This is a genomic window from Pseudomonas parasichuanensis (genome assembly GCF_021601385.1).
GTDB lineage: Bacteria > Pseudomonadota > Gammaproteobacteria > Pseudomonadales > Pseudomonadaceae > Aquipseudomonas > Aquipseudomonas parasichuanensis.
This window is the reverse complement of the sequence record NZ_BQHO01000014.1, coordinates 41,238-64,414: the sequence shown is the minus strand read 5'-3', so window position 1 is coordinate 64,414 and position 23,177 is coordinate 41,238. Positions and strand designations below refer to the sequence as shown.

General features: G+C 66.3%; 21 protein-coding genes and 1 tRNA gene. 9 read left to right on the top strand and 13 right to left on the bottom strand.

All coding sequences use genetic code 11. The annotated features are described in order from the left end of the window. Nucleotides 1-12: 12 nt before the first annotated feature. Nucleotides 13-366, bottom strand: coding sequence for a hypothetical protein (locus L6D77_RS13350; RefSeq protein WP_232882645.1), 354 nt, complete (start codon nt 364-366; stop codon nt 13-15). Nucleotides 367-498: 132 nt separating this feature from the next. Between L6D77_RS13350 and L6D77_RS13345 the strand changes: the two genes are divergently transcribed. From L6D77_RS13345 to L6D77_RS13325, 5 genes are all read left to right on the top strand, one after another. Then, on the top strand, nt 499-1,080 hold the full coding sequence (locus L6D77_RS13345) for a DUF2796 domain-containing protein (protein ID WP_232882644.1): 582 nt from the start codon (nt 499-501) through the stop codon (nt 1,078-1,080). Further along, entirely contained in the window at nt 1,081-1,791 is a 711-nt protein-coding gene (locus L6D77_RS13340) for an ABC transporter ATP-binding protein (protein WP_232882643.1), read from the top strand. After that, nucleotides 1,791-3,056 carry an ABC transporter permease gene (locus L6D77_RS13335; protein WP_232882642.1) on the top strand — a complete coding sequence of 422 codons (1,266 nt, stop codon included), beginning with the start codon at nt 1,791-1,793 and terminating at the stop codon, nt 3,054-3,056. Before L6D77_RS13340 ends, L6D77_RS13335 begins: the two co-directional genes overlap by 1 nt. A gap of 134 nt (nt 3,057-3,190) precedes the next feature. Then, a complete protein-coding gene (locus L6D77_RS13330; protein WP_269807448.1) occupies nt 3,191-3,667 on the top strand; it encodes a DUF3299 domain-containing protein in 477 nt (158 codons plus the stop codon). A 109-nt stretch (nt 3,668-3,776) separates the two neighbouring features. Next, the gene (locus tag L6D77_RS13325; RefSeq protein ID WP_125462425.1) at nt 3,777-4,460 is read left to right on the top strand and encodes an OmpW/AlkL family protein; all 684 of its coding nucleotides are present in this window, start codon (nt 3,777-3,779) and stop codon (nt 4,458-4,460) included. Here L6D77_RS13325 and L6D77_RS13320 read toward each other — a convergent pair. Continuing rightward, entirely contained in the window at nt 4,448-5,674 is a 1,227-nt protein-coding gene (locus L6D77_RS13320) for an MFS transporter (RefSeq protein WP_232882735.1), read from the bottom strand. The genes L6D77_RS13325 and L6D77_RS13320 overlap by 13 nt on opposite strands. 118 nt (nt 5,675-5,792) lie before the next feature. On the opposite strand from L6D77_RS13320, the gene L6D77_RS13315 reads away from it, so the two are divergent. Next, on the top strand, nt 5,793-6,257 hold the full coding sequence (locus L6D77_RS13315; protein WP_232882640.1) for a winged helix-turn-helix transcriptional regulator: 465 nt from the start codon (nt 5,793-5,795) through the stop codon (nt 6,255-6,257). A gap of 153 nt (nt 6,258-6,410) precedes the next feature. Here the strand turns inward: L6D77_RS13315 and L6D77_RS13310 are convergent, their stop codons facing one another. Together L6D77_RS13310 and L6D77_RS13305 are read right to left on the bottom strand one after the other, a co-directional pair. Next, nucleotides 6,411-7,343, bottom strand: a complete 933-nt coding sequence (locus L6D77_RS13310; RefSeq protein WP_232882639.1) for an NAD-dependent epimerase/dehydratase family protein — start codon at nt 7,341-7,343, stop codon at nt 6,411-6,413. Next, the gene (locus L6D77_RS13305) at nt 7,336-8,220 is read right to left on the bottom strand and encodes a sugar nucleotide-binding protein (RefSeq protein WP_153787797.1); all 885 of its coding nucleotides are present in this window, start codon (nt 8,218-8,220) and stop codon (nt 7,336-7,338) included. The genes L6D77_RS13310 and L6D77_RS13305 overlap by 8 nt, the downstream gene beginning before the upstream one ends. A 160-nt stretch (nt 8,221-8,380) precedes the next feature. On the opposite strand from L6D77_RS13305, the gene L6D77_RS13300 reads away from it, so the two are divergent. Further along, nucleotides 8,381-9,220, top strand: a complete 840-nt coding sequence (locus L6D77_RS13300) for an alpha/beta hydrolase (RefSeq protein WP_232882638.1) — start codon at nt 8,381-8,383, stop codon at nt 9,218-9,220. Nucleotides 9,221-9,406: 186 nt separating this feature from the next. Here L6D77_RS13300 and L6D77_RS13295 read toward each other — a convergent pair whose 3' ends face one another. Next, on the bottom strand, nt 9,407-10,210 hold the full coding sequence (locus L6D77_RS13295; RefSeq protein WP_110993334.1) for a helix-turn-helix domain-containing protein: 804 nt from the start codon (nt 10,208-10,210) through the stop codon (nt 9,407-9,409). Between the two features lie 179 nt (nt 10,211-10,389). On the opposite strand from L6D77_RS13295, the gene L6D77_RS13290 reads away from it, so the two are divergent. Together L6D77_RS13290 and L6D77_RS13285 are read left to right on the top strand one after the other, a co-directional pair. Beyond that, the gene (locus L6D77_RS13290; protein WP_232882637.1) at nt 10,390-11,832 is read left to right on the top strand and encodes an alanine/glycine:cation symporter family protein; all 1,443 of its coding nucleotides are present in this window, start codon (nt 10,390-10,392) and stop codon (nt 11,830-11,832) included. A gap of 149 nt (nt 11,833-11,981) precedes the next feature. Continuing rightward, nucleotides 11,982-12,974, top strand: coding sequence for an asparaginase (locus L6D77_RS13285; protein ID WP_232882636.1), 993 nt, complete (start codon nt 11,982-11,984; stop codon nt 12,972-12,974). A gap of 56 nt (nt 12,975-13,030) precedes the next feature. Here the strand turns inward: L6D77_RS13285 and L6D77_RS13280 are convergent. The 8 genes from L6D77_RS13280 to L6D77_RS13245 form a co-directional block, all read right to left on the bottom strand. Beyond that, nucleotides 13,031-13,126 (bottom strand) — tRNA-Sec (locus L6D77_RS13280). Nucleotides 13,127-13,135: 9 nt separating this feature from the next. Next, on the bottom strand, nt 13,136-15,058 hold the full coding sequence (gene selB / locus L6D77_RS13275; protein ID WP_232882635.1) for a selenocysteine-specific translation elongation factor: 1,923 nt from the start codon (nt 15,056-15,058) through the stop codon (nt 13,136-13,138). Next, the gene (selA, locus tag L6D77_RS13270; protein ID WP_232882634.1) at nt 15,055-16,482 is read right to left on the bottom strand and encodes an L-seryl-tRNA(Sec) selenium transferase; all 1,428 of its coding nucleotides are present in this window, start codon (nt 16,480-16,482) and stop codon (nt 15,055-15,057) included. Before selA ends, selB begins: the two co-directional genes overlap by 4 nt. A 156-nt stretch (nt 16,483-16,638) precedes the next feature. After that, nucleotides 16,639-17,565 carry a formate dehydrogenase accessory protein FdhE gene (gene fdhE / locus L6D77_RS13265; RefSeq protein ID WP_236170062.1) on the bottom strand — a complete coding sequence of 309 codons (927 nt, stop codon included), beginning with the start codon at nt 17,563-17,565 and terminating at the stop codon, nt 16,639-16,641. A 4-nt stretch (nt 17,566-17,569) separates the two neighbouring features. Continuing rightward, the gene (locus tag L6D77_RS13260) at nt 17,570-18,226 is read right to left on the bottom strand and encodes a formate dehydrogenase subunit gamma (protein WP_232882632.1); all 657 of its coding nucleotides are present in this window, start codon (nt 18,224-18,226) and stop codon (nt 17,570-17,572) included. Beyond that, a complete protein-coding gene (gene fdxH / locus L6D77_RS13255) occupies nt 18,223-19,173 on the bottom strand; it encodes a formate dehydrogenase subunit beta (protein ID WP_232882631.1) in 951 nt (316 codons plus the stop codon). The genes L6D77_RS13260 and fdxH overlap by 4 nt, the downstream gene beginning before the upstream one ends. Next, a complete protein-coding gene (gene fdnG / locus L6D77_RS13250) occupies nt 19,173-22,241 on the bottom strand; it encodes a formate dehydrogenase-N subunit alpha (RefSeq protein ID WP_232882630.1) in 3,069 nt (1,022 codons plus the stop codon). Before fdnG ends, fdxH begins: the two co-directional genes overlap by 1 nt. A gap of 353 nt (nt 22,242-22,594) precedes the next feature. Beyond that, nucleotides 22,595-23,173: a single-stranded DNA-binding protein gene (locus L6D77_RS13245; RefSeq protein WP_232882628.1), complete on the bottom strand. Its 579-nt coding sequence runs from the start codon at nt 23,171-23,173 to the stop codon at nt 22,595-22,597. Nucleotides 23,174-23,177 lie beyond the last annotated feature (4 nt).

The window sequence follows — 23,177 nt, the reverse complement described above, 5'->3', positions numbered from 1 at the left end:
GGTCTCGCCGTGTCAGGCCGTCCCGACCCAGCAATAGACGGGCGCGTCCACCCCACTTTGCACCTTAACTTGTGGGCTATGGCGCAAGCGCACCAGCAACCGCTTGCCCGCCGCGGTGCTGCCCGCCAGCAGCTCCAGCCGGTCCAGCAACTCGGGGCCACTCATCTGTCCGGCCTCGCGCAGCAGCTCACAGGCTGCCGCCCACTGCCCGTCATCCTGGCGCGGCGGCGGGCTGGCAGTCGCTGCCTGCGGGGCTTCGCCAGCCGCTGGCAGTACCACCTGCCGCCCCAGCTGCGCCCATTCTTGCGGTTCCAGCTCGATGGTCAGGTCCACCGGCCATTCACCAATCTGCCCACGAATTCTCATGATGCTTTCCTTGTGCCCAGGTCAATGCAGGCATGCTACAGCAACATGAAACCTGCGCCAGGCGGGCTGGCGGGCCAAAGAAAAATTGTTATAACATTACCAAATCTTTCCAAGCCGCTTCTGGAGCTGTCCATGCGTCGTTTGCTGCTCGCCCTGCCGTTCGCCCTGCTGCCCCTGGCCGTGGCCCATGCCCACGACGAGCATGATCATGACCACGATCATGGCACCCTCGGCGCCCATGAACATGGCGTGGCCAAGCTCAACGTGGTGCTCGACGGCAACACCCTGGAGCTGGAACTGGACAGCCCGGCCATGAACCTGGTCGGTTTCGAGCACGCCGCCAGCACCGACGCCGACAAGGCCAAGGTCGCCGCCGCACGCCAGCAACTGGAGCAACCGCTGAAGCTGTTCGGCCTGGCCCAGGCCGCCGGCTGCAAGGATGAAGCGCAAGAGCTGGAAAGCCCGCTGTTCGGCGACGCCGCCCATGCCGATGACGATGGCGACGCCCACGAACATGAGCACGGCCACCAGCACGCCGATGTGAACGCCCACTACCAGTTCACCTGCGCCACTGCGGCCAAGCTTACCCAGCTCGACCTCGGCCCGCTGTTCAAGACCTTCCCGCAGACCCAGAAGGTCAACGTGCAACTGATCGGCCCCAACGGTCAGAAAGGTGTCGAGGCCACTGCGGCCAAGGCCGTGGTCGCGTTCTGAATGAGCCAGGCGCTGATCGAGCTGCATGACCTGGTGTTCGCCTGGCCCGGCCAGGGGCCGCTGCTGGATATCCCCGAGTTCCGCCTGGAAGCCGGCGAGGCACTGTTCCTCAAGGGCCCCAGTGGCAGCGGCAAGACCACCCTGCTCGGCCTGCTGGGCGGGGTCAACCGCCCGGGCCAGGGACGTATCCAGCTGCTCGGCCAGGACTTGGCCAGCTTGAGCCAGGGCGCACGCGACCGCTTCCGGGTCGATCACACCGGGTACATCTTCCAGCAGTTCAACCTGCTGCCGTTTCTGTCGGTGCGCGAGAACGTCGAGTTGCCCTGCCGCTTCTCGAAGTCCCGTGCCGAGCGCGCCAGCCAGCGCCATGGCAGCATCGACCAGGCCGCCGCGCACTTGCTGGCGCACCTGGGCCTCGATGCTCCCGAACTGCTGACGCGCCGGGCCGGCAGCCTGTCGATCGGCCAGCAGCAGCGTGTGGCCGCAGCCCGCGCACTGATCGGCCAACCTGAACTGGTAATCGCCGACGAACCCACCTCGGCGCTCGATGCCGACACCCGCGAAGCTTTCATCCGCCTGCTGTTCGACGAATGCCGCGCGGCCGGCTCCAGCCTGCTGTTCGTCAGCCATGACCAGAGCCTGGCGCCGCTGTTCGACCGTCACCTGTCCCTGGCCGAACTCAACCGCGCCGCCACGCCCCGGGAGGCCTGATGTACCTGCTCCGCCTTGCCCTGGCCAGCCTGGCCAACCGCCGTTTCACCGCCCTGCTCACCGCCTTCGCCATCGCCCTGTCGGTGTGCCTGCTGCTGGCGGTCGAACGGGTGCGCACCGAAGCCCGCGCCAGCTTTGCCAGCACCATCAGCGGTACCGACCTGATCGTCGGCGCCCGCTCGGGTTCGGTGAACCTGCTGCTGTATTCGGTGTTCCGCATCGGCAACGCCACCAACAACATCCGTTGGGACAGCTACCAGCAGTACGCCAAGGACCCACGGGTGAAGTGGGCCATCCCGATTTCACTGGGCGACTCGCACCGCGGCTACCGGGTGATGGGCACCACCGGCGACTACTTCAGCCACTACCAGTACGGCCGCCGCCAGCACTTGGAGATCAACCAGGGCCGGCCTTTCGCCGACGACCCCTTCGAAGTGGTGCTGGGTGCCGAAGTGGCCGACGCGCTGCACTACACGCTCGGCGACAAACTGGTGCTGGCCCATGGCGTAGCCGCCATCAGCCTGGTCAAGCACGACGACAAGCCATTCACTGTGGTCGGCGTGCTCAAGCGCACCGGCACCCCGGTGGACCGCACCCTGCACATCAGCCTGGCCGGCATGGAGGCGATCCACATCGACTGGCACAACGGCGTGCCGGCACGCGGTGCCGGGCGCATCAGCGCCGAGCAGGCCCGCGGCATGGACCTGCAACCGGCGGCGATCACCGCCTTCATGCTCGGGCTGAACAACAAGATCGCCACCTTCAGCCTGCAGCGCGAGATCAACGAGTACCGCAACGAGCCGCTGCTGGCGATCCTGCCCGGCGTCGCCCTGCAGGAGCTGTGGAGCCTGATGGGCACGGCCGAGCAGGCGCTGTTCGTGGTGTCGCTGTTCGTGGTGCTGACCGGGCTGATCGGCATGCTCACGGCGATCCTCACCAGCCTCAACGAACGCCGCCGGGAGATGGCCATCCTGCGCTCGGTGGGGGCCCGGCCGTGGCATATCGCCGGGTTGCTGGTGCTCGAGGCGCTGGCCCTGGCGCTGGCCGGGATCGTCGCAGGGCTAGGGTTGCTGTATGCCGGGATCGCTCTGGCCCAGGGCTACGTGCAGGCCAACTACGGGCTGTACCTGCCGTTGGATTGGCCCAGTGCGCATGAGTGGACGTTGCTGGGGATCATCCTCGGTGCGGCGCTGCTGATGGGCAGCGTGCCGGCCTGGCGTGCCTATCGGCAGTCGCTGGCCGATGGCTTGTCGATTCATCTTTGAGGGTGTTCATGTTGCGTTGTTTGATGTTCGCCAGCCTTCGCCGACAAACCGACTCCTGCAGGACTGCACAAGGTCCATCTGCACAGTGCAAACCTGTAGGCGTGGCTGCGGTGCTGGCCGCCTTGCTGTTGATCATGCCTGCGGCCTGGGCCGCCGAACCCCGCGAACTGGACTGGCCCGCGCTGATCCCCGAAGGCGCACCGGTCATCCCGCCGCAACTGGCGCCGCTGCACGACCTGTCGCAGATCGGCAGTGCGCTCGCCGAGTCCGCCCCCGCCGCCCGCCAGCAGGCGCCCGACGCGCCGGTGGTCAAGGCGCTCGATGGCCAGCAGGTGAAACTGCCCGGCTACATCGTGCCGCTGGAGGTCAGCGAAGAAGGCCGCACCACCGAGTTCCTGCTGGTGCCCTACTACGGCGCCTGCATTCACGTGCCGCCACCGCCGTCCAACCAGATCGTGCACATCTTCAGCGAGATGGGCGTGCGCGTCGAAGACCTCTACCAGCCGTACTGGATCGAGGGGACGATGCAGGTCAAGGCCAGCAGCAGCGAGCTGGCCGATGCCGGATACCAGATGGAAGCAGAGAAAATCTACGCCTATGAGCTGAAGTGAGCACGGCGTCCGCCCCATGACACAGCTTCGTTGAGCTGGGTCAAACTTTCTGTTTAGTCAGCTTCGTACCATTGGACTACTCGATTACTCACGTCCTTTGGGAGCTTCCATGAACAAGTCCTTGCTCAGTGCCTCGCTCGTCGCGTTGGCGCTCGCAGCCCCTGTTGCCCACGCCCACCAGGCAGGTGATTTCATCATCCGCTCCGGCGCCATCACCACCGCACCGAACGAGAACAGCGGCGACATCAAACTCGATGGCGCCAAGGTCTCGGGCACCAAGGCAACCCTGGACAGCGACACCCAACTGGGCCTGGCCTTCGCCTACATGCTCACCGACCACATCGGCCTGGAACTGCTGGCCGCCACCCCGTTCAAGCACACCGTCGGCGTGAAGGGCCTGGGTGCCGGCCTGGACGGCAAGCTGGCCGACATCAAGCAACTGCCACCGACCCTGTCGCTGCAGTACTACCCGATGGACGCCAGCTCCAAGTTCCAGCCCTACGCCGGCGTGGGCCTGAACTACACCCTGTTCTTCGATGAAGACCTGAGCAGCAACCGCAAGGCGCAAGGCTTCAGCAACATGAAGCTGAAGGACTCGGTCGGTCTGGCCGGCCAGCTGGGCATGGACTACATGCTCACCGAAAACCTGCTGTTCAACGCCGCGGTCTGGTACGTCGACATCGACACCAAGGCCACCATCGACGGCCCGAGCGCCCTGGGCGTGGGCAAGACCAAGGTCGATGTGGACGTCGACCCATGGGTCTACATGGTGGGCCTGGGCTACAAGTTCTGACCCTGCACTGCCCGACAAGCCCGCTCGCCCGAGCGGGCTTTTGCGTTATGGCCCAGCCGCCACAGGTGCACCCAGTACCCCAGGGCCAGGCCACTGATGCCGGCCCCCAGCCCGCACACCGCGCCCCAGCCCCATTGCCCGTAGACCCAGGTCGCGGCCACCGCACCCAGCCCGCTGCCGAGCGAGTAGCAACACATGTAGGCGCCGATCAGGCGGCTGGCCATGTCGCCACGCCCGGCCAGCAGCAGGCTCTGGTTGGTCACGTGCACCGCCTGCACGGCGAAGTCCAGCAGCAGCACGCCCAGTAGCAGCGCCAGCAACGAGCGCTCGAGCAGGGCAATCGGCAACCATGACAACACCAGCAACCCCAGCGCCAGGCCGGTGGTCTTCTGCCCTTGCCCACGGTCGGCCAGGCGCCCGGCCCGCGCGGCCGCCAGGGCACCGGCTACCCCCGCCAGGCCGAACAGGCCGACCTGGGTATGGTCCAGCGCCAGGGGCGCGGCACTCAAGGGCAGTACCATGGCGCTCCACAGCACGCTGAAGGCGGCGAAGATCAGCAGGGCGAAGGCGCCCCGCTGACGCAACAGCCGGTCGTGGCGGTACAGCGCGAACACCGAACCCAGCAGGGCCAGATACCCCTGTCGCGCACCGCGCGGTGGCGCCTCGGGCAACCGCCAGCCGAGCAGCAGCGCCATCAGCAGGGCAAGGCCCGCAGCCACGAAATACACGGTACGCCAGCCCGACAGATCAGCCACCAGCCCCGAGGCCAGCCGTGCCAGCAGGATGCCCAGCACCACACCGCTGGTGACCGTGCCCACCGCTTGCCCCTGCTGCGCGGGCGTGGCCAGCGTGGCGGCGTGGGCCACCATCACCTGCACCACCACCGCCATCAGCCCGACCATGCCCATGGCCGCCAGCAGCATGGCCCAATCAAGGCTCGACGCCACCGCCAGCAGGGCAACGGCCGCCAGCACCAGTTGAGTGAGGATCAGGCGCTTGCGGGCGAACAGGTCGCCCAGCGGCACGATCAGCAGCAACCCCGCGGCGTACCCGGCCTGGGTCGCGCCGACCACCAGGCCGACCTGCGCCTGGGCGATACCCAGGCTGCTGGCCATGGACTCCAGCAATGGCTGGGACAGGTACACGGTGGCCACCGCAAGGCCGCAGGCGACCGCCAGCAGCAGCGTCAGGCCGCGCGTCAATTGCGCAGGCACAGATGAGGCAGATGTCATTGCACAGTCCTCGGCAGATTCCGGTTTCATTTTGAAACTACAACTGGATTTCTAGCAAATGTGGTTTTAATCTGCAACCAAACTTGATGCGGAATGGCCCATGCTCGACGACAACAACCAGCAATGCCCCGTGGCCCGCGCCTTGGAAGTGCTCGGCGATCGCTGGGCGCTGATGATCCTGCGCGATGCCTTCGATGGCCTGCGCCGCTTCAGCGAACTGCAGAAGAACCTGGGGCTGGCGAAGAACATCCTCGCCGCGCGCCTGAAGCTGCTGGTCGAGGCCGGGCTGCTGGCGCAACAACCCGCCTCCGATGGCAGTGCCTACAAGGAATACGTGCTGACCGAGCAGGGACGCGCGGTGTTTCCGATCGTGATCGGCTTGCGCCAGTGGGGGGAGCGGTACCTGTTCACCGAAGGGGAATCACGCTCACAGCTGGTCGATGATCGCGGCCAGGGGCTGCAGACGCTGCAGGTGCGGGCTGAGGATGGGCGAGTGGTGGAGCCGGAGTTGTGCCAGCGGCGGTTGGTTCGGCATGCCCTGAGCGGGCTTGCACGGCCCCTGTAGGAGCGGCCTTGTGCCGCGAAAGGGCTGCAGCGCGGCCCCAGGGTTTCAGCGTGAACGCAGAACTCGCCGGGACTGCTCTGCAGCCCTTTCGCGGCACAAGGCCGCTCCTACAAGGACGCGCAAAGCCTGAGATATGCGCTCTCGGGCCGGGCCTCAGGCCTTGCCGAGCAACCGCGCCACGCCTTCCACGAAGGGCGTTGGCGCCGGGAAGTTAAAGCGCGCCAGCAGCCGTGCATTGTCCGCCCGCGAATGGCGGATATCCCCGGAGCGCGCCGGGCCATAACTGATCGCCGGCAGGCTGCCGATCACCTGCTCCAGTGCCTTGAGCAACTGGTTCAGCGAAGTCGCCTGGTTCAGGCCGATGTTCACCGCGCCCTCTTCCACCGCTGGCTGCTCCAGCGCCTGGACCATGACCTGGACCAGGTCACCGACATACAGGAAATCACGGGTCTGTTCGCCATCGCCGAACACCATGATGGGTTTGCCGCTGGTGGCACGTTCACAGAAGATGCTGATGACCCCGGAGTACGGCGAGGACGGGTCCTGGCGCGGGCCGAAGATATTGAAGAAGCGGAACACCACCGGCTCCAGGCCGTGCTGGCGACGGTAGAAGTCCAGGTATTGCTCGCTGGCCAGCTTGTCCACCGCGTAGGGGGTCAGCGGCGCCTTGGGGGTGTCTTCGGCGATGGACTGGCCCTCGCCGTTGTTGCCGTACACCGCCGCGCTGGAGGCGAACAGCACCCGGCGTACGCCATGCTGGCGCATCGCTTCGCACACATTGAGGGTGCCGATGAAATTGCTCTGGTGGGTTTTGACCGGGTCCTCGACCGAGGCCTGCACCGAGGCCACCGCGGCCAGGTGCACCACGGCCTGGCAACCGGCGGCGGCGCGCGCCACCAGGGCGGCATCGGCGACATCACCCTCGATCAGTTCCAGCTGCGGGTGCCCGAGCTGCAGGTTGCTGCGCTTGCCGGTGGACAGGTCGTCGAGAATGCGTACCGCGTAGCCTTTTTCCAGCAGAGCATCGCACAGGTGGGAGCCAATGAAGCCGGCACCGCCGGTGATCAGGATGGGGGCATCAGCCATGTCGGTAGAAACGGTCCAGTAGGGGCGGCAAGCCGGCACGCCAGGCGCGCGGCTTGATGCCGAAGGTGTGAAGGATCTTCTTGCAGGCCAGCACCGCGTGCTGTGGCTCTTCGCTGGCATCCGGGCGCGCGGCGTGGGCCTGGGCGGTCGGTTGCTGCACGGCCAGCTTGTGCCACTGCGCGGCTTCGCCGAGGATCGCCTGGCCCAGCGCCAGCGGCGTGGTGGCCTCGTTGCCGGCGTAGTGGTAGGTGCCCCACAGCGGCGCCTTGCAGTCGAGCTGCTTGAGCACCGAGAGGATGACCCGCGCGGCGTCGTCCACCGGCGTCGGGTTGCCGCGCCGGTCATCGGCCAGCAGCAGCTCCTGGGGTTGTTCGGCACGGGTCAGGAAACGCCCGAGCGCGCCGTCACGGCTCTCGTCCAGCAGCCAGCCGAAGCGCAGCAGCACATGCTGCGGGCAGGTGGCGCGCACGCTCTGCTCGATGCGCCACAGGGCCTGGCCACGCAGGCCGAGCGGCACCGGCTCGTCTTTCTCGCTGTAGGCCGTGGCACGCGAGCCATCGAACACCCGGTAGCTGGAAGGCTGCACCAGGACCATTTCGTGGTGCTGGCACAGCTCGGCGAGCCGCTCCACCGCACGCTCCTGCTGGGCCAGGCGCTGTTCGCTGACCGACTCGGCCTGGAACCAGTCGAAGTAATAGGCAAGGTTGACCACCGCGTCGGGGCGGTGCTCGTCGAGCAACAGGGTCAGGCTGGCCGGGTCCCAGCCGTTTTCCGGCGGGCGCGGTGCCAGGAAGGCGATGTCTTCCTCGGCGCCAAGACGAATCAGTGCTTGCCCGAGGGCATTGCCTCCACCCAACAGCATCAGGCGCATACGCATAGGGTCAACAGGTCCGCTCAGATCGATGGAGGAAAGGGGGCATTTTGCGGTTTCCGGCAGGGGAAGTCCAACGTAGGCCGGGTCGCAAGAGGCCAGTGCGCGGTTCCCCCCTTGCACGACAGCTACTTATACTGCGCCTGGCCTGTACAAGGAGATGTTCATGGACGCCGAATCGACCACCACGCAACGCGCGCTCTGGCAGTACGACGAACCCGCCCCCGGCGCCGAGCGCTTGATTGACGAAGCCTTCGACGGTTATCGCCAGCAGGCCCGCCTGCTGCTGCCGGACAGCGAACGGGCGCCACCGGTGTTCGTGGTGGGCGGCGCCCGTTCGGACTTCACCCGGCTCAACCCGCTGCTGTACCGCCTGCAGCAGCAGGGCATCGGCTCGCTGACCGGCAACCTGTCCGGCCACAGCCTGGCCAGCGAACCGGGGGCCAAGGATGCCTCGCTGGCCAGCAACCTGCAGGAAGCCTTGCGCTTTCACCAGCACCTCGACAACCGCAGCGACACCCTGATCGGCCACAGCCTGGGCGGTGCCATTGCCCTCAAGCTGGCGGCGCAGCGCCCGAATGTGCGCAAGCTGGTGCTGATCTGCCCGGCGGTGTACCCCGACGCCGCCCACAATGCGCCCTTCGGCCCCGCGTTCACCGCGGCGATCCGCAAGCCCTACGCCTTTCTTGATTGCGACAGCTATGCCTTCCTGCGCCAGTTCCAGGGCCGCGTGCTGCTGGTGATCGGTGAATACGACGGGCTCAACTCGCGGGTGCACGGCCAGGGGGCCGGGACATCGGCGGGGATCCGGCGAATGGCGGGTGTCGAGCGTTACAGCCCGATACCCGAGGAAGTGACCCACAGCCTGCTGCGCTCGGTGCCGGCGCCGCATGTGGAGTGCCTGATGCTCACCGACTGCGACCATGGCATTGCCGCGCACCTGCGCGACCGGCCGGAAGTGGCGGACCAGGTGGCGCAGGCGGTGGGGGCGTTCATCCTCGACTGAATCCGCCTGACGCCTGTAACCCTGTGGGAGCGGGTTTACCCGCGAAGATGACACCTCGGTGCCTGGCACGGGCTATGCCCGTGTTCGCGGGTGAATCGCAGCGGCGAACCGCCGCTCCCACAGGGATTGCGCAGTTGTTTGAATCGCGAGCAAGACAGTTGCTCCCACAGGATCGCGCTGAACCTGTCACTCGATCTCGAACAGCCCGTTGCTGATCGAGCCGGCGCTCAGCCGGTCGCGGATATCGTCGTCGATGCGCGGGTCGTCCGGGCGGTACAGCCGTACCTGGCGGAAAGCGTTGATCCGGTTGATCTCCTCGCCCAGGTACTCCCAGACCACGCGGGTGCATGCCGGGTTGCGTCGGTCGCCGCTGGAAACGCCGGTTTTCAGGCCATTGAGGCGGGTGATGCGGCTCTTGAAGCTGGGGATGAGGATGGTCTGGCTCATCTCGTTCAAGGTCAGCGACTCGTAGTCGACCAAAAACAGCCGATCCTGCAACTGGAACGCCGCCCCCAGGTAGCGGCAGCGCACCTCGGCATGGGGGTCGGTGGCGCTGCTGCGCTCCTGGCGTTCCTGGCGCTCGAACAGGTAGCGCTCACGCTCTTCGCGCAGGTGCACCAACGACACCAGGATCAAGCCTGGCACCGACATGCAGTTGGAGTATTCGAAGTAGTAACCGCAGTAGCGCGACAGGTTGACCACATGGTCGTTGAGCGGCTTGAACAGCTCACTGATCGGGTTGTTCTGCTGCGCGGCCGGGTTGCGTGCGCCGATCAGCCGGGCGAACTGCTCAGGCGGTAAACCCAGCTCGTAATCCTCGACGCCGAAGAAGTCGCCGATGCGCTTGAGGTTGTAAGGCGTCGGCCGGCTTTGCCCACTGAGGTACTTGTTGAACTGCCCGCGGTTGATCGACAGCTGCCGGCAAACCTCGGAGATAGAGCGGTAGTGGCTGCAGGCCAATTTGAGGTTGTCAGCGAAGTGATCGCCCATGATGCCGGGGTCCAGATGATGCGAGTGACGCAATTCTAGCATCAAGTCGCACCAAAACAGAGCAACCCGCGAAATTGTAACCGCAGTTGTCATGACCCACCCTGCGCCCCAATCAATCGCGGTGCGCCTGCCGTCCGCAGATTTTCCACACGAACAATAAGAATCGAGGTCATTTCAAAATGCTCGAAGCACTCAACGATTTCCTTTCGGGGAAGCTCCTCATCGTGCTGATCGTCGGTCTGGGCAGCTACTTCACCATCCGCTCGCGGTTCGTGCAGTTCCGCCACTTCGGCCACATGTTCGGTGTGTTCAAGGAATCCCTGCGTGGCCAGGCAGGCCAGCTGAGCTCGTTCCAGGCCCTGATGCTGAGCCTGGCCGGCCGTGTCGGCGCCGGTAACATTGCCGGTGTCGGTATCGCCGTGACCCTCGGCGGCCCAGGCGCCGTGTTCTGGATGTGGGTCACCGCACTGGTGGGCATGTCCAGCAGCTTCTTCGAATGCACCCTGGCCCAGGTCTACAAGCGCGCCGACGGCGACGGCCTGTACCGCGGCGGCCCGGCGTACTACATCCAGCACGGCCTGAAGCTCAAGAGCATGGCGATCGTGTTCTCGATCCTGCTGCTGGTCACCTACGGCTTCGCCTTCATCGGCCTGCAGTCGTACACCGTGACCCACTCGCTGCAGAACGCCTTTGCCTTCGACCCACGCCAGACCGGTATCGTCCTGGCGGTGCTGCTGGCCATCACCTTCATCGGCGGCATCAAGCGCATCGCCGCGGTGTCCGACCTGCTGGTCCCGATCAAGACCCTGGCCTACATCGGTGTGACCCTGTACGTGATCGGCACCCAGATCGAACACGTGCCAGCCATGCTGGAAACCATCTTCAAGAGCGCCTTCGGCCTCGACCCTGCGTTCGCCGGCCTGCTGGGCAGCGCCATCGTCATGGGCGTGAAGCGTGGCGTGTTCGCCAACGAAGCGGGCCTGGGCAGTGCGCCGAACGTCGCCGCCGTGGCCGCCGTGAAGCACCCGGGCGCCCAGGGCGTGGTCCAGGCCTTCAGCGTGTTCCTCGACACCTTCGTGATCTGCACCTGCACCGCGCTGCTGATCCTGCTGTCGGGCTTCTACACCCCGGGCTTCGAGGGTGACGGCATCGTCCTGACCCAGAACTCGCTGGCCGCCGTGGTGGGTGACTGGGGCCGTATCTTCGTCAGCGTCGCGCTGTCGCTGTTCGTGTTCACCTGCATCCTCTACAACTACTACCTGGGCGAGAACAGCCTGCAGTTCCTGACCCGCAACCGCGCTGTGCTGATGGCGTTCCGCGGCCTGGTGCTGGCGCTGGTGGTGTGGGGTTCGATGCAGGACCTGTCGACCGTCTTCGCCTTCGCCGACATCACCATGACCTGCCTGGCGTTCGTCAACCTGGTGGCCCTGGCCCTGCTGTTCAAGGTTGGCCTGCGGGTGATGCGCGACTACGACGCGCAGCGCAAGGCTGGCGTCAAGCAGCCGGTGTTCGACTCGAGCAAGTTCGCCGACCTGGACCTGGACCGCGCCGCCTGGCCGGCCAATCCGCAGGTTGAAACAGCCACTGACAAAGCCGCCGCACCGGCCCACGCTCAGCGCTGATATTCTCCCCTGCCCCAGCCGCCCCGTCCGTGGGCGGCTGACCTCTTCTTTGTCTTCAGGCCTCATCGCCGGCAAGCCGGCTCCCACAGGGATCGCGCTGCCTCGGGCATGCGCTGCGACAGGGCCTGACATCGCTACGGAATGTTCCAATGCGTGCAGTCAAGAATCTCCTCGTCCTCTACACCGGTGGCACCATCGGCATGCTGCAGTCCGCCGAAGGCCTGGCGCCCGCCGGTGGCTTCGACGCCCGTATGCGCGAGCACTTCGCCGAGTGCGCCGATGCCCCCCGGGTGCACTGGACCCTGCGTGAACTGAACCCGCTGATCGACAGCGCCAACATGCAACAGGCCAATTGGCTGGCAATGCGCGATGCCATCGTCGAGGCAGTCGAGCAGCAGGGCCACGACGGCGTGCTGGTGCTGCACGGCACCGATACCCTGGCCTACAGCGCCGCGGCCCTGTCGTTCCTGCTGCTGGGCCTGCCGGTGCCGGTGCTGCTGACCGGCTCGATGCTGCCGGCCGGCGCGCCGGACAGCGATGCCTGGGCCAACCTGACCGGCGCCCTGCGCCTGTTCGAAAGCGGCCTGGAAGACGGCGTGCAGCTGTACTTCCATGGCCAGCTGCTGCACGGCTGCCGTGCATCGAAACTGCGCAGCGAGGCATTCGACGCCTTCACCGCCCTGCCCCGCCACCGTGAAGGCGAGCGTGCGGCGACGGTGCCGGCGGTGCTGGGCTATCGCCAGCCACGCCAACCGGTCAACCTGGCGGTGCTGCCGGTGTTCCCCGGCCTGGGTGCCGAACACCTGCGCGGCCTGCTTGGCAGCGGTATCCAGGGGCTGGTGCTGGAGTGCTATGGCAGCGGTACCGGGCCGTCCGACGACCAGGCGCTGCTCGACGTGCTGCATGACGCCCGCCAGGGCGGTGTGATGATCGTCGCCATCAGCCAGTGCCCGGAAGGTTCGGTGGTGTTCGATACCTATGCCGCCGGTAGCCGCCTGCGCGATACCGGGCTGGTGAGTGGTGGTGGCATGACCCGTGAGGCGGCGCTGGGCAAGTTGTTTGCGCTGCTGGGCGCGGGGCTGGATGCCGATGCGGCCGAGCATTGGTTTGCGCTGGACCTGTGTGGGGAGCGCGCCCAATAGATCCTGGGGGCGCTTTGTGCCGCGAATGGGCCGCAACGCGGCCCCAACAGAGTAAATGGCGGAAGGCAGCGGGAGTCGAACCTGCCCGGGAACGGATGCCGTCCCCAACCGGGTTTGAAGCCCGGCCGCGCCACCGGGCGCGATTGCCTTCCTTGGATCGTTCAGTGCCCGGCCTGCTGCTGGGCCAGGGCACTGTCGGTTCTGATGTGACGCTGGTCGGCGACCCTGCGGGTCAGGCCGATGCGGTCGAAGTATTCGAGTATCTGCACACTGCGTTTGCGACCGATGCCCAAGCTATCGCGAAACGCGGCGACCTGTACTATCGGCGATCCCGCCGCCAGCTGCAACAGCAGCTCTGCCATGCGCCTTAGCGTGTCCTGCGGGTAGAACAGGTCACGCACCACCTGGTGCACCACACCCAGCCTTGCCAACTTGCGCAGCAACAACCGCACTTCGGCCTCTTCGCGTTGCTCTGCAGCGGCCAGGGTCCTGACCCACGGCGGATCGTACTGGCCCGCCAGCAGGCGCGGTTGCAAACGCGCCCACAAGGCCGCATCGGCCTCGCTCAATTGAACCTTGTGATCTGGTAGGTGCAGCCAGGGCCCGCTGCTGCTGATGGTGCCGTCACCGAGCAGCTCATCCAGCAGGCTGACGAACGCCGGGCGCTCCAGCGGCAAGGCACAGAAGCGGCGTAGCCGGTCACGGTCCGGGCCGAGCTGGTCGGGTTCCTGCTCGTGGAACTGCGCCAGGCGCGCCAGCAGCTGTTGCTTGAGTCCCTGCCATTGCTGGCGGGCGAACAACAGCTGGCCCTGGCGCGTGGCGATCACCACGACGTGGTCCGGCAACTGCCAGGTTTCACGCCGGCGGTTGAACTGGCGCTCCAGGCGCTGCGGGTCGAACCCTCCGGGGGCGGTTTCGAGCAGCGCAGGCAGGGCCTGCTCCAGATCGATGGCATCACCAAGCACCTGCAACTGGCGCAAACGCACATCACTGCGGCGTTGCCGGCTCGGGGCGAACGGGTCGAGTACCCGGCCGCCGCCCAGCGTGCGCTGGGCGCGCTGGTCGCGCAGTACCAGGCGATCACCGTGCACCGCCTGCAACGGCGCATTGAGCAGCAACTGGGCGAACATGCGCTCGCCGGCGCCCAGCTTTTCACCTTCCAGCAGCGCCACCCGGGCCGTCACGTCCTGGGTGCCGAGGTGCACGTGCACCGCGCTGAAATGCTCGAAGGTGCGAGTCTCCGTGGGTAACAGGCTCAGTTCGATATCGACCCGCACACTGGGCGCATGCAGCCACTCGGGCAGCAACCAGTCGCCACGATGCACCTGCTCGATCGCCAGGCGTTCGCCGGTGATGTTCAGCGCTACCCGCTGCCCGGCTTCGGCCACCAGCGCGGCCTGGTTCTGTGCGTGCAGTCCACGCACCCGCACCGGTTTACCGGCCTTGCCCAGCAGCAGTGTGTCACCGGCGCTGACCTGCCCGGCCAACGCAGTACCCGTGACCACGATGCCCGCGCCGGACACGGCAAAAACGCGGTCCACGGCCAGCCGAAAGCCCCCTCGCACACTGCGCTGATGAACCTGTTGTTCAGCCACGAGCAATGCCTCGCGCAACGCCTCCACCCCTTCGCCGCTCAAGCTCGAAACCGGGAACTGCAACGCCCCCGCATAGGGCCCGGGCGCCAGCAGTTCGGCAACCTGCGCCTGCACCTCAAGCAGCCGCGCCGGCTCGACCCGGTCGCACTTGCTGATCGCCACCAGCGCCTGTGGGATGCCCAGCAACTCGATGATCGCCAGGTGCTCACGGGTCTGCGGCATGACGCCGTCGTCGGCGGCCACCACCAGCAGCACCAGGTCGATGCCGTGGGCGCCGGCGAGCATGTTGTGGATAAAACGCTCATGCCCGGGCACATCGATGAAGCCGGTCAGCGGTTCGCCCTCAGCCAATGCTGCGTAGCGGTAGCCGAGGTCGATAGTCATGCCCCGGGCGCGCTCTTCCTGGCGGGTATCGCCGGCCTGGCCGGTCAGGGCTTGCAGCAGTGCGGTCTTGCCATGGTCGATATGCCCGGCGGTGCCGACGATCACTGTACCGGCCCCAGTTGCAGCGCCGGCAGTTGTGCCAGCCACTGGGCCTCGTCGTCGAGCTGGCGCAGGTCGAGCCACAGGGCATCGTCGTCGATGCGCCCGAGCACCGGTACCGGCAGATCGCGCAGGGCCCGCTCCAGTACGTGCAGGCTGCGGCCCCGCAGTTTCTTCGACACCTGCGGGCGCAGGCACAGGGCGGCACTGGGCAGGCGTGCCACCGGCTGGCTGCCGCTGCCGATCATGCCCAGGGCGGGTTCCACGGTAACGGCCCATTGTTCACCCAGGCGGGCCTTGAGGTCGGGGGCCAGGCGCTGCGCCTGGGCCTGGATGTCAGCCTGGCTGCGGGTCAGCAGGCGCAGGCTGGGCAGGCGCTCGGCCAGGCGGTCGGGGTTGCGGTACAGCGCCAGCACCGCTTCCAGCGCGGCGAGGGTGATCTTGTCCACGCGCAGGGCGCGCTTGAGCGGGTTCTTCTTGATCTTCGCGATCAGGTCCTTGCGCCCGACGATGATCCCGGCCTGCGGGCCGCCGAGCAGCTTGTCGCCGCTGAAGGTGACGATATCGGCGCCGTCGGCCAGGGCCTGGCGCACCGTGGGTTCGGCCGGCAGGCCCCAGCGGGTGAGGTCGAGCAGGCTGCCGCTGCCCAGGTCTTCGAGCAATGGCAACTGATGATCGTGGGCGATACGCGCCAGCTCGGCGGTGGGCACCTGGGTGGTGAACCCCTGAATGCTGTAGTTGCTGCAATGCACGCGCATCAGCAGCCCGGTGCGCGGGTTGATCGCAGCTTCGTAGTCGCGGGCATGGGTGCGGTTGGTGGTGCCGATCTCGTGCAGCTTCACGCCGGCGCGGGCCATGATGTCGGGGATGCGGAAGGCGCCGCCGATCTCGATCAGCTCGCCGCGGGAGATGATGCCCTCCTTGCGTGCGCCCAGGCTGTTGAGCGTCAGCAGCACGGCGGCGGCATTGTTGTTGACCACGGTGACGGCTTCGGCGCCGGTCAGTTCACGGATCAGGCCCTCGATCAGGTCGTCGCGGTCACCGCGCTTGCCGGTGGCCAGGTCGAATTCCAGGTTGAGCGGGTAGCGGGCGGCAGTCTGCATGGCCTCGACGGCTTCTTCGGGCAGCAGTGCCCGGCCCAGGTTGGTGTGCAGCACCGTGCCGGTGAGGTTGAACACCCGGCGGACCTGGCTGCGTTGCCGGAGAGCCAGGCGTTCGCCAGTGCGGCCGAGCAGCACCTCGGCGGCCAGCTCTACAGCGCTTAGCTGGCCGAGCCGGGCGGGGTCGCGCAGGTCGTCGAGCAACTGGCGCAGGGTGGCCAGCACAGCGTCGCGGCCGTGGCGGTCGAGCAGCGGCTGGCAGGCGGGGTGGCGCAGCAGGGTGTCGATGGAGGGCAGGCGTGGGGTGGCGCTGGCGGGGCTGGAAGGCATGCGGAGTACTACCTTGGACTGATCCGTTGTCTGTACTGGCCTCTTCGCGGGGCAAGCCCGCTCCTACAGGTACGGCGCTACCCTCATGGATGGCGCTGTGCCTGTAGGAGCAGGTTTACCCGCGAAGCAGGCAACTCGATATTGCAGTGTAGTCACTCACCCACTGCCCGGCGCCAGCAGCAGGTTCGGCGCCAGCCGATGGAACCCCTCCTCGTCCAGGCGGATATCCAGCGCCAGGCTGGCCAGGTCATCGGCCAGCGGTTCGGCAGCGGCGTCGTTCTCCAGGTAGCTCTGTTTCAGATAGCTCTCGCACCCCGGGCAACATTCGGCGCGCAGCGGCGCCTTGCCTGCGGCGTAGCGGTCGTCTTCGAAGTGGCTGTAGCGCAAGCCCTTGCTCGACTCGCAATACACGCACTTGACCCGCACCACATGCCATTCGCAGGCACATAGCGAGCAGGCCAGGTAGCGCAGGCCGTTGTGCTTGCCGCGGTTGCGCACCACACCGGCCATGGCCGGCGAGCCGCAGGCCGGGCATTGCGCCAGGCTGCCAGGGGGCTTGAGCTCGGGTTCGGGCAGCGCCAGCAACCAGCTCGACCAGGCCGCCTGCAACGCAGCGCCGATGAAGGGCACCAGCGCCGCCGGCAGCGCATCGTACTGGCCGCCCAGCAAGGCGATGCCCCAGCCCTTGCGCTGGCTGTCATCAGCATCGCGCAACGTGCGTATTGCATCGGCCAAGGGGCCCTCGGCGTCGGTCTTGAGGTGATCCAGCAGCGCCTGCAACCAGGGCAGCCAGGGCCCTTCACGCACCAGGCTGTCCGCCGCCAAGGGCGGCAGGCCATGACTTATGCACAGGCGCTGACGTTCTTCGGCCACCGGCAAGGCGCCGGGCGGGTTATCCACAAGCTGCTGCTGGACTCGGCACAGCTGCGCGACCAGGTGCAGGTACTCGCCAAGCGCATGGCCCTCGGCCAGATGCTCCAGGCGCGCGGCCCGCAGTTCGAACAGGTTGGCGGGGGGCAGGTGCAGGAACGGCGGCATCACCGCCGACGCTTCGATCTGCCCGGGTTCGAGAATCGTGCTCAAACGGTCATCCTTCCTTACGGCCGTGATTGCCCGGCGTCTTGTCGCCGGTTACATCGCGATACCAGAGTTCATGGTGCTTGCGTGCCCAGGCGCGGCTGACCCAGCCATGCAACATGGCGCCGATCGAGCCCTTGATCCAGATCCCGGCATAGATATGCACGATGATGCTGAGGATCAGCACGAACGCCGCCAGGGCATGCAACAGGGCCGACAGGCGTATGGCGTCGATGCCGAACCAGTGGCTGAAGTACGCCCGCCAGATCACCACGCCACTGACCAGCAACACCAGCATGCACGCCAGCAGGGTCCAGAACAGCAGCTTCTGCCCGGCGTTGTACTTGCCCACCGGCGGTACGCCCTCTTCCTGGTTGAGCATCACCCGGTCGACGCGGCGCAGCCACAGGCGGTCGTTGGCGGTGATGAAGTTGGCGCGCCAGAAACGCAGCACCAGCCCGAGGAAGAACACGAACATCGCCACGCCGAGGAACGGGTGCAGGATGCGCGTCCACGGCCCGCCGCCGAACAGGTGGCTGAGCCAGAACAGCGCCGGGTGGAACAGCGCCAGCCCCGACAGCCCGGCCAGCACGAACAGGATCGCCACGACCCAGTGGTTGCTGCGCTCGTTGGCGTTGTAGCGCAGGATCGGTTTGTCGTCGTTCATGGCCGCTGCTCCCCCTGCCCGCCCGGGCGGTTCGGATCATAGACATGCACCGCGGGGTCCACCGGGTGGACGCTGTGGTCAGGTGGCGTGGGGTGCTCATCCTCCTCGACCCGCTGCGGCCCGACGCGCACGTAGTGGAAGAACCCGGCCAGCACCGCCGCGCCCATGGCCAGCAGCGCCAGCGGCTTGGTGAAGCCTTTCCACAGCCCCACCAGCGGGCTGATCACCGGCTGGTCCGGCAGGCCGGCGTACAAGCGCGGCGTGTCGGCATGGTGCAGCACGTACATCACGTGAGTACCGCCAACCCCATCCGGGTCATACAGCCCGGCGTTCTCATAGCCGCGCGACTTCAGGTCGACGATGCGCTCGTCGGCGTGCACCTTCATCTCCTCCTTGCTGCCGAAGACGATCGCCCCGGTGGGGCAGGTCTTCACGCAGGCCGGCTCCAGGCCCACGCTGACGCGGTCGGAACACAGGGTGCACTTGTACGCCTTGTGGTCCTTCTGCGAGATGCGCGGGATGTTGAACGGGCAGCCGGTGATGCAGTAGCCGCAGCCGATGCAGTGGTCCTGGTTGAAGTCGACGATGCCGTTGGCGTGCTTGATGATCGCCCCCGGGCTCGGGCAGGCCTTCAGGCAGCCTGGGTCGGCGCAGTGCATGCAGCCGTCCTTGCGGATCAGCCACTCCAGGTTGCCGTCGTCGCGCTCGTGCTCGGTGAAGCGCATCAGGGTCCAGGTTTCGGCGGACAGGTCCTGGGGGTTGTCGTAGGTGCCGTGGTTGTGGCCCACCTCGTCACGCAGTTCGTTCCACTCCGAACACGCCACCTGGCAGGCCTTGCAGCCGATGCACTTGGTGGTGTCGATCAGCTTGGCAACCTCCTGCTGCTGGCGTACCGAGGGCGGCACGGTGGTGGTGGCGGAGCGGGCAATGATGTCTTGGCTGGCCATCAGAGTTTCTCCACTTTGACGAGGAACGACTTGGACTCCGGCGTCTGCGTATTGCCATCACCGAGGAACGGCACCAGGGTGTTGGTCAGGTAGCCGTGCCGCGTGCTGCCGGTGAAGCCCCAGTGCAGCGGGATGCCGATCTGGTGCACGGTCTGGTTGTTGACCTGCAGCGGGCGGATCCGCTTGGTCACCACCGCCACCGCGTCGATATGCCCGCGCTTGCTCGACACCCGCACCCGGTCGCCGGCCTTGATGCCTTTCTCGTTCGCCAGCACCTCGCCGATTTCGACGAACTGCTCGGGCTGGGCGATGGCGTTGAGCCGGCAATGCTTGCTCCAGAAGTGGAAGTGCTCGGTCAGCCGGTAGGTGGTCGCCGCATGGGGGAACTCGTCGTGGGTGCCCAAGGTATCCCACACCGAATCGAAGATGCGCCCGGCCGGGTTGCTGGTGGCCTTCTTGTTCTGCGGGTGCAGCGGGTTGATCCCGATCGGCGTCTCGAACGGCTCGTAGTGCTCGGGGAACGGCCCCTCGGCCATCTTGTCGATGGCGAAGAACCGGGCCACGCCCTCGGGGTTCATGATGAACGGGTTCATCCCCGCTTCAGGTGGCGAGTCGACCTTGAAGTCGGGCACGTCGGTGCCGGTCCAGGCCTTGCCGTTCCACCACACCAGGCGTTTTTTCTCCGGGTCCCACGGCTTGCCTTGCGGATCGCTGGAGGCGCGGTTGTAGAGGATGCGGCGGTTGGCCGGCCAGGCCCAGGCCCAGTTCTGCACCTGGTGCATGCCGTAAGGGTCGCTGTTGTCACGGCGGGCCATCTGGTTGCCCTGCTCGGTCCAGCTGCCGGCGAAGATCCAGCAACCGGAGGCGGTGCTGCCGTCGTCCTTCATCTGGGCGAAGCCGGCGAGCTGTTGCCCGGCCTTGAGCGTGGCGCCGGTGGCGTCGGTGAGGTCGCTGACCGCCCAGCCGTTCATCTCCTTGGCCAGCTCTTCGGGGGATGGCTCTTCAGGGACCTTGTAGGGCCAGCTGATGTTGAGCATCGCGTCGGGGTAAGCGCCGCCCTCGGCCTGGTAACGCTTGCGCAGGCGCAGGAACAGCTCGCTCATGATGTGCACGTCGGTGCGGGTTTCGCCCGGGCCGTCGGCGCCCTTCCAGTGCCATTGCAGCCAGCGGCTGCTGTTGACCAGCGAGCCGTCCTCTTCGGCGAAGCAGGTGGTGGGCAGGCGGATCACCTCGGTCTGGATGTTGGCCGTGTCGACGTCGTTGAACGGGCCGGCGTTGCGCCAGAACTCGGAGGTTTCGGTGGCCAGCGGGTCCATGATCACCAGCCACTTGAGCTTGGCCAGCGCGGCGGTGACGCGGTTCTTGTCCGGCAGCGCGGCGATCGGGTTGAAGCCCTGGCACATGTAGCCGTTGACCTTGCCCTGGCCCATCATCTCGAACATGCGCAGCACGTCGTAGGCCGGCACGTCGAGCTTGGGCAGCCAGTCGTAGCCCCAGTTGTTTTCGGCGGTGGCATTGGCGCCGTACCAGGCCTTCATCAGGCTGACGTGGAACTTGCCGTAGTTCTGCCAGTACGACAGCTGCCCGGGGCGCAACGGCTTGGAGGCGCGCTTGTCGATGTAGCTGGCGTAGTCCTGCTCGGCGTCGCCGGCCAGGGTGAGGTAGCCCGGCAGCGAGTTGGACAGCAGGCCCAGGTCGGTCAGGCCCTGGATGTTGGAGTGACCGCGCAGGGCGTTGACCCCGCCACCCGGCATGCCGACGTTGCCCAGCAGCAACTGCACCATGGCCGCGCTGCGGATGATCTGCGCGCCGATGGAGTGCTGGGTCCAGCCCAGGGCGTAGAGGATCGTCATGGTCTTGCCCGGCACCGAGCAGGTGGCGATCTCTTCCCAGACTTTCATCATCTGGTCCTGGGGCATGCCGCAGGTCATGCTTGCCAGCTCCGGCGTGTAGCGGCTGTAGTGCTGCTTCATCAGCTGGTAGACGCACCGCGGGTGCTGCAGGGTCGGGTCGACCTTGGCAAAGCCATCCTCGCCCAGCTCATAGCCCCAGCCGGACTTGTCGGCGTACACGCGCTTGGCCGCGTCGTAGCCGCTGAACAGCCCGTCCTCGAAGCCATAGTTCTCTTTGACGATGAACGACACGTCGGTGTAGTTGCGCACGTACTCGTGCTGGATCTTGTCGTTGCTCAGCAGGTAGTTGATCAGCCCGCCCATGAAGGCGATGTCGCTGCCGGTGCGAATCGGTGCGTAGTAATCGGCTACCGAAGCGGTACGGGTGAACCGCGGGTCGACCACGATCAGCCGCGCCTTGTTGTGCGCCTTGGCCTCGGTCACCCACTTGAAGCCACACGGGTGCGCTTCAGCGGCGTTGCCGCCCATCACCAGGACCAGGTTTGCGTTGGCGATGTCCGACCAGTGATTGGTCATCGCGCCACGGCCGTACGTCGGGGCAAGACTTGCCACCGTCGGGCCGTGTCAGACACGCGCCTGGTTATCGAACCCCAGCATGCCGGTGGAACGGATCACCTTGTGCGTCAGGTAGCCCGCTTCGCTGGAAGCGGCGGACGCAGCAAGGAAGCCCGTGGTGAGCCAACGGTTGACCGTCTGGCCCTGGGCGTTCTTCTCGATGAAGTTGGCGTCGCGGTCCTTTTTCATCAGGTCGGCGATGCGGTCGAGGGCTTCGTCCCACTCGATGCGGGTCCATTCCTTGCTGCCCGGCTTGCGCACTTCGGGGTACTTGAGGCGGCTCGGACTGTGGATAAAGTCCAGCAGGCCCGCGCCTTTCGGGCACAGGGTGCCGCGGTTGACCGGATGGTCCGCGTCGCCCTCGATGTGGATGATGCTCTGCTTGACGTTCTTGCCCGCATCGCCCTGGCTGTACATGATCAGGCCGCAGCCGACCGAGCAGTAGGGGCAGGTGTTGCGGGTCTCTTTGGTGTGCGCCAGCTTGAAGTGGCGTATCTGCTCGGCGAATGCCGGTGTCGGGGCCATGCCCAACGCCGCAAGGCTCGAGCCTCCAAGGCCGACGGCGGCGACCTTGAAGAATTGCCGACGGTTGAGGTCCATCGTGCACTCCTGATCAGGTTTGGGCGCCTGGCGCGGGGCCGGAGCCTCTTGGTCATCACGGTGGCGGTGGATAGAGACCGCCAACTGTTAAGACTAGCCAAAGATCGGGGAAGTGCGATGACGTGGGTCAAGGGGGATGGTGGTGGGCCGGCGCTTACAGGACAGCGCGGAATTGATGGGTTCAGTCGAAACCCGTGGGAGCGGGTTTGCCCGCGAAGCAGGCACCGCGCTGCATGGCACCGGCTGCGCCGGTGTTCGCGTGTAAACCAGCTGCCCATGGGCCAATAACGCCATAAAAAAACCCAGGGTGAAGGCCCTGGGTTTTTGGCTTGACGTAGCGTCAAGCGCTTCGATCAGAACGGAATATCGTCGTCGAAGCTATCGAAGTCCGCGGCTGGCTGCGGAGCCGGCTGTTGCGGCGCTGGGCGCTGCGGAGCCTGCTGCGGGCGCTGGGCCTGCTGACGTGGCGGGACTTGGTTGTACTGTTGCTGCTGACCGCCACCCTGGTTGTAGTTGTTGCCACCACCCTGGTTGTAGTTGTTGCCACCACCCTGGTTGTACTGATCGCCGCCGCCCTGCTGGTTCTGCGGACGGCCGCCGAGCAGCTGCATGGTGCCGTTGATGTCGACGATGATTTCGGTGGTGTAGCGCTTGATGCCGTCTTTTTCCCACTCGCGGGTCTGCAGCTTACCTTCGATGTACACCTGCGAGCCTTTGCGCAGGTACTCGCCGGCGATTTCGGCAACCTTGCCGAACAGCGAAACGCGGTGCCACTCGGTGCGCTCGACCTTCTGGCCGGACTGCTTGTCGGTCCACTGCTCGCTGGTGGCCAGGCTCAGGTTGGTCACGGCGTTACCGTTGGGCAGGTAGCGGACTTCGGGATCCTGACCGCAGGTACCGACCAGAATGACTTTGTTAACCCCACGGGCCATAACG

Bases quoted from the DNA above. Each gene is read 5' to 3' on its own strand.
- L6D77_RS13245 (WP_232882628.1), bottom strand. From the start codon at position 23,173: ATGGCCCGTGGGGTTAACAAAGTCATTCTGGTCGGTACCTGCGGTCAG.
- L6D77_RS13295 (WP_110993334.1), bottom strand. From the start codon at position 10,210: ATGGGCGATCACTTCGCTGACAACCTCAAATTGGCCTGCAGCCACTAC.
- L6D77_RS13290 (WP_232882637.1), top strand. From the start codon at position 10,390: ATGCTCGAAGCACTCAACGATTTCCTTTCGGGGAAGCTCCTCATCGTG.
- L6D77_RS13305 (WP_153787797.1), bottom strand. From the start codon at position 8,220: ATGCGTATGCGCCTGATGCTGTTGGGTGGAGGCAATGCCCTCGGGCAA.
- L6D77_RS13335 (WP_232882642.1), top strand. From the start codon at position 1,791: ATGTACCTGCTCCGCCTTGCCCTGGCCAGCCTGGCCAACCGCCGTTTC.
- L6D77_RS13310 (WP_232882639.1), bottom strand. From the start codon at position 7,343: ATGGCTGATGCCCCCATCCTGATCACCGGCGGTGCCGGCTTCATTGGC.
- L6D77_RS13260 (WP_232882632.1), bottom strand. From the start codon at position 18,226: ATGAACGACGACAAACCGATCCTGCGCTACAACGCCAACGAGCGCAGC.
- fdxH (WP_232882631.1), bottom strand. From the start codon at position 19,173: ATGGCCAGCCAAGACATCATTGCCCGCTCCGCCACCACCACCGTGCCG.
- selA (WP_232882634.1), bottom strand. From the start codon at position 16,482: ATGCCTTCCAGCCCCGCCAGCGCCACCCCACGCCTGCCCTCCATCGAC.
- L6D77_RS13345 (WP_232882644.1), top strand. From the start codon at position 499: ATGCGTCGTTTGCTGCTCGCCCTGCCGTTCGCCCTGCTGCCCCTGGCC.
- L6D77_RS13330 (WP_269807448.1), top strand. From the start codon at position 3,191: ATGCCTGCGGCCTGGGCCGCCGAACCCCGCGAACTGGACTGGCCCGCG.
- L6D77_RS13350 (WP_232882645.1), bottom strand. From the start codon at position 366: ATGAGAATTCGTGGGCAGATTGGTGAATGGCCGGTGGACCTGACCATC.
- L6D77_RS13315 (WP_232882640.1), top strand. From the start codon at position 5,793: ATGCTCGACGACAACAACCAGCAATGCCCCGTGGCCCGCGCCTTGGAA.
- L6D77_RS13285 (WP_232882636.1), top strand. From the start codon at position 11,982: ATGCGTGCAGTCAAGAATCTCCTCGTCCTCTACACCGGTGGCACCATC.
- L6D77_RS13340 (WP_232882643.1), top strand. From the start codon at position 1,081: ATGAGCCAGGCGCTGATCGAGCTGCATGACCTGGTGTTCGCCTGGCCC.
- L6D77_RS13325 (WP_125462425.1), top strand. From the start codon at position 3,777: ATGAACAAGTCCTTGCTCAGTGCCTCGCTCGTCGCGTTGGCGCTCGCA.
- L6D77_RS13300 (WP_232882638.1), top strand. From the start codon at position 8,381: ATGGACGCCGAATCGACCACCACGCAACGCGCGCTCTGGCAGTACGAC.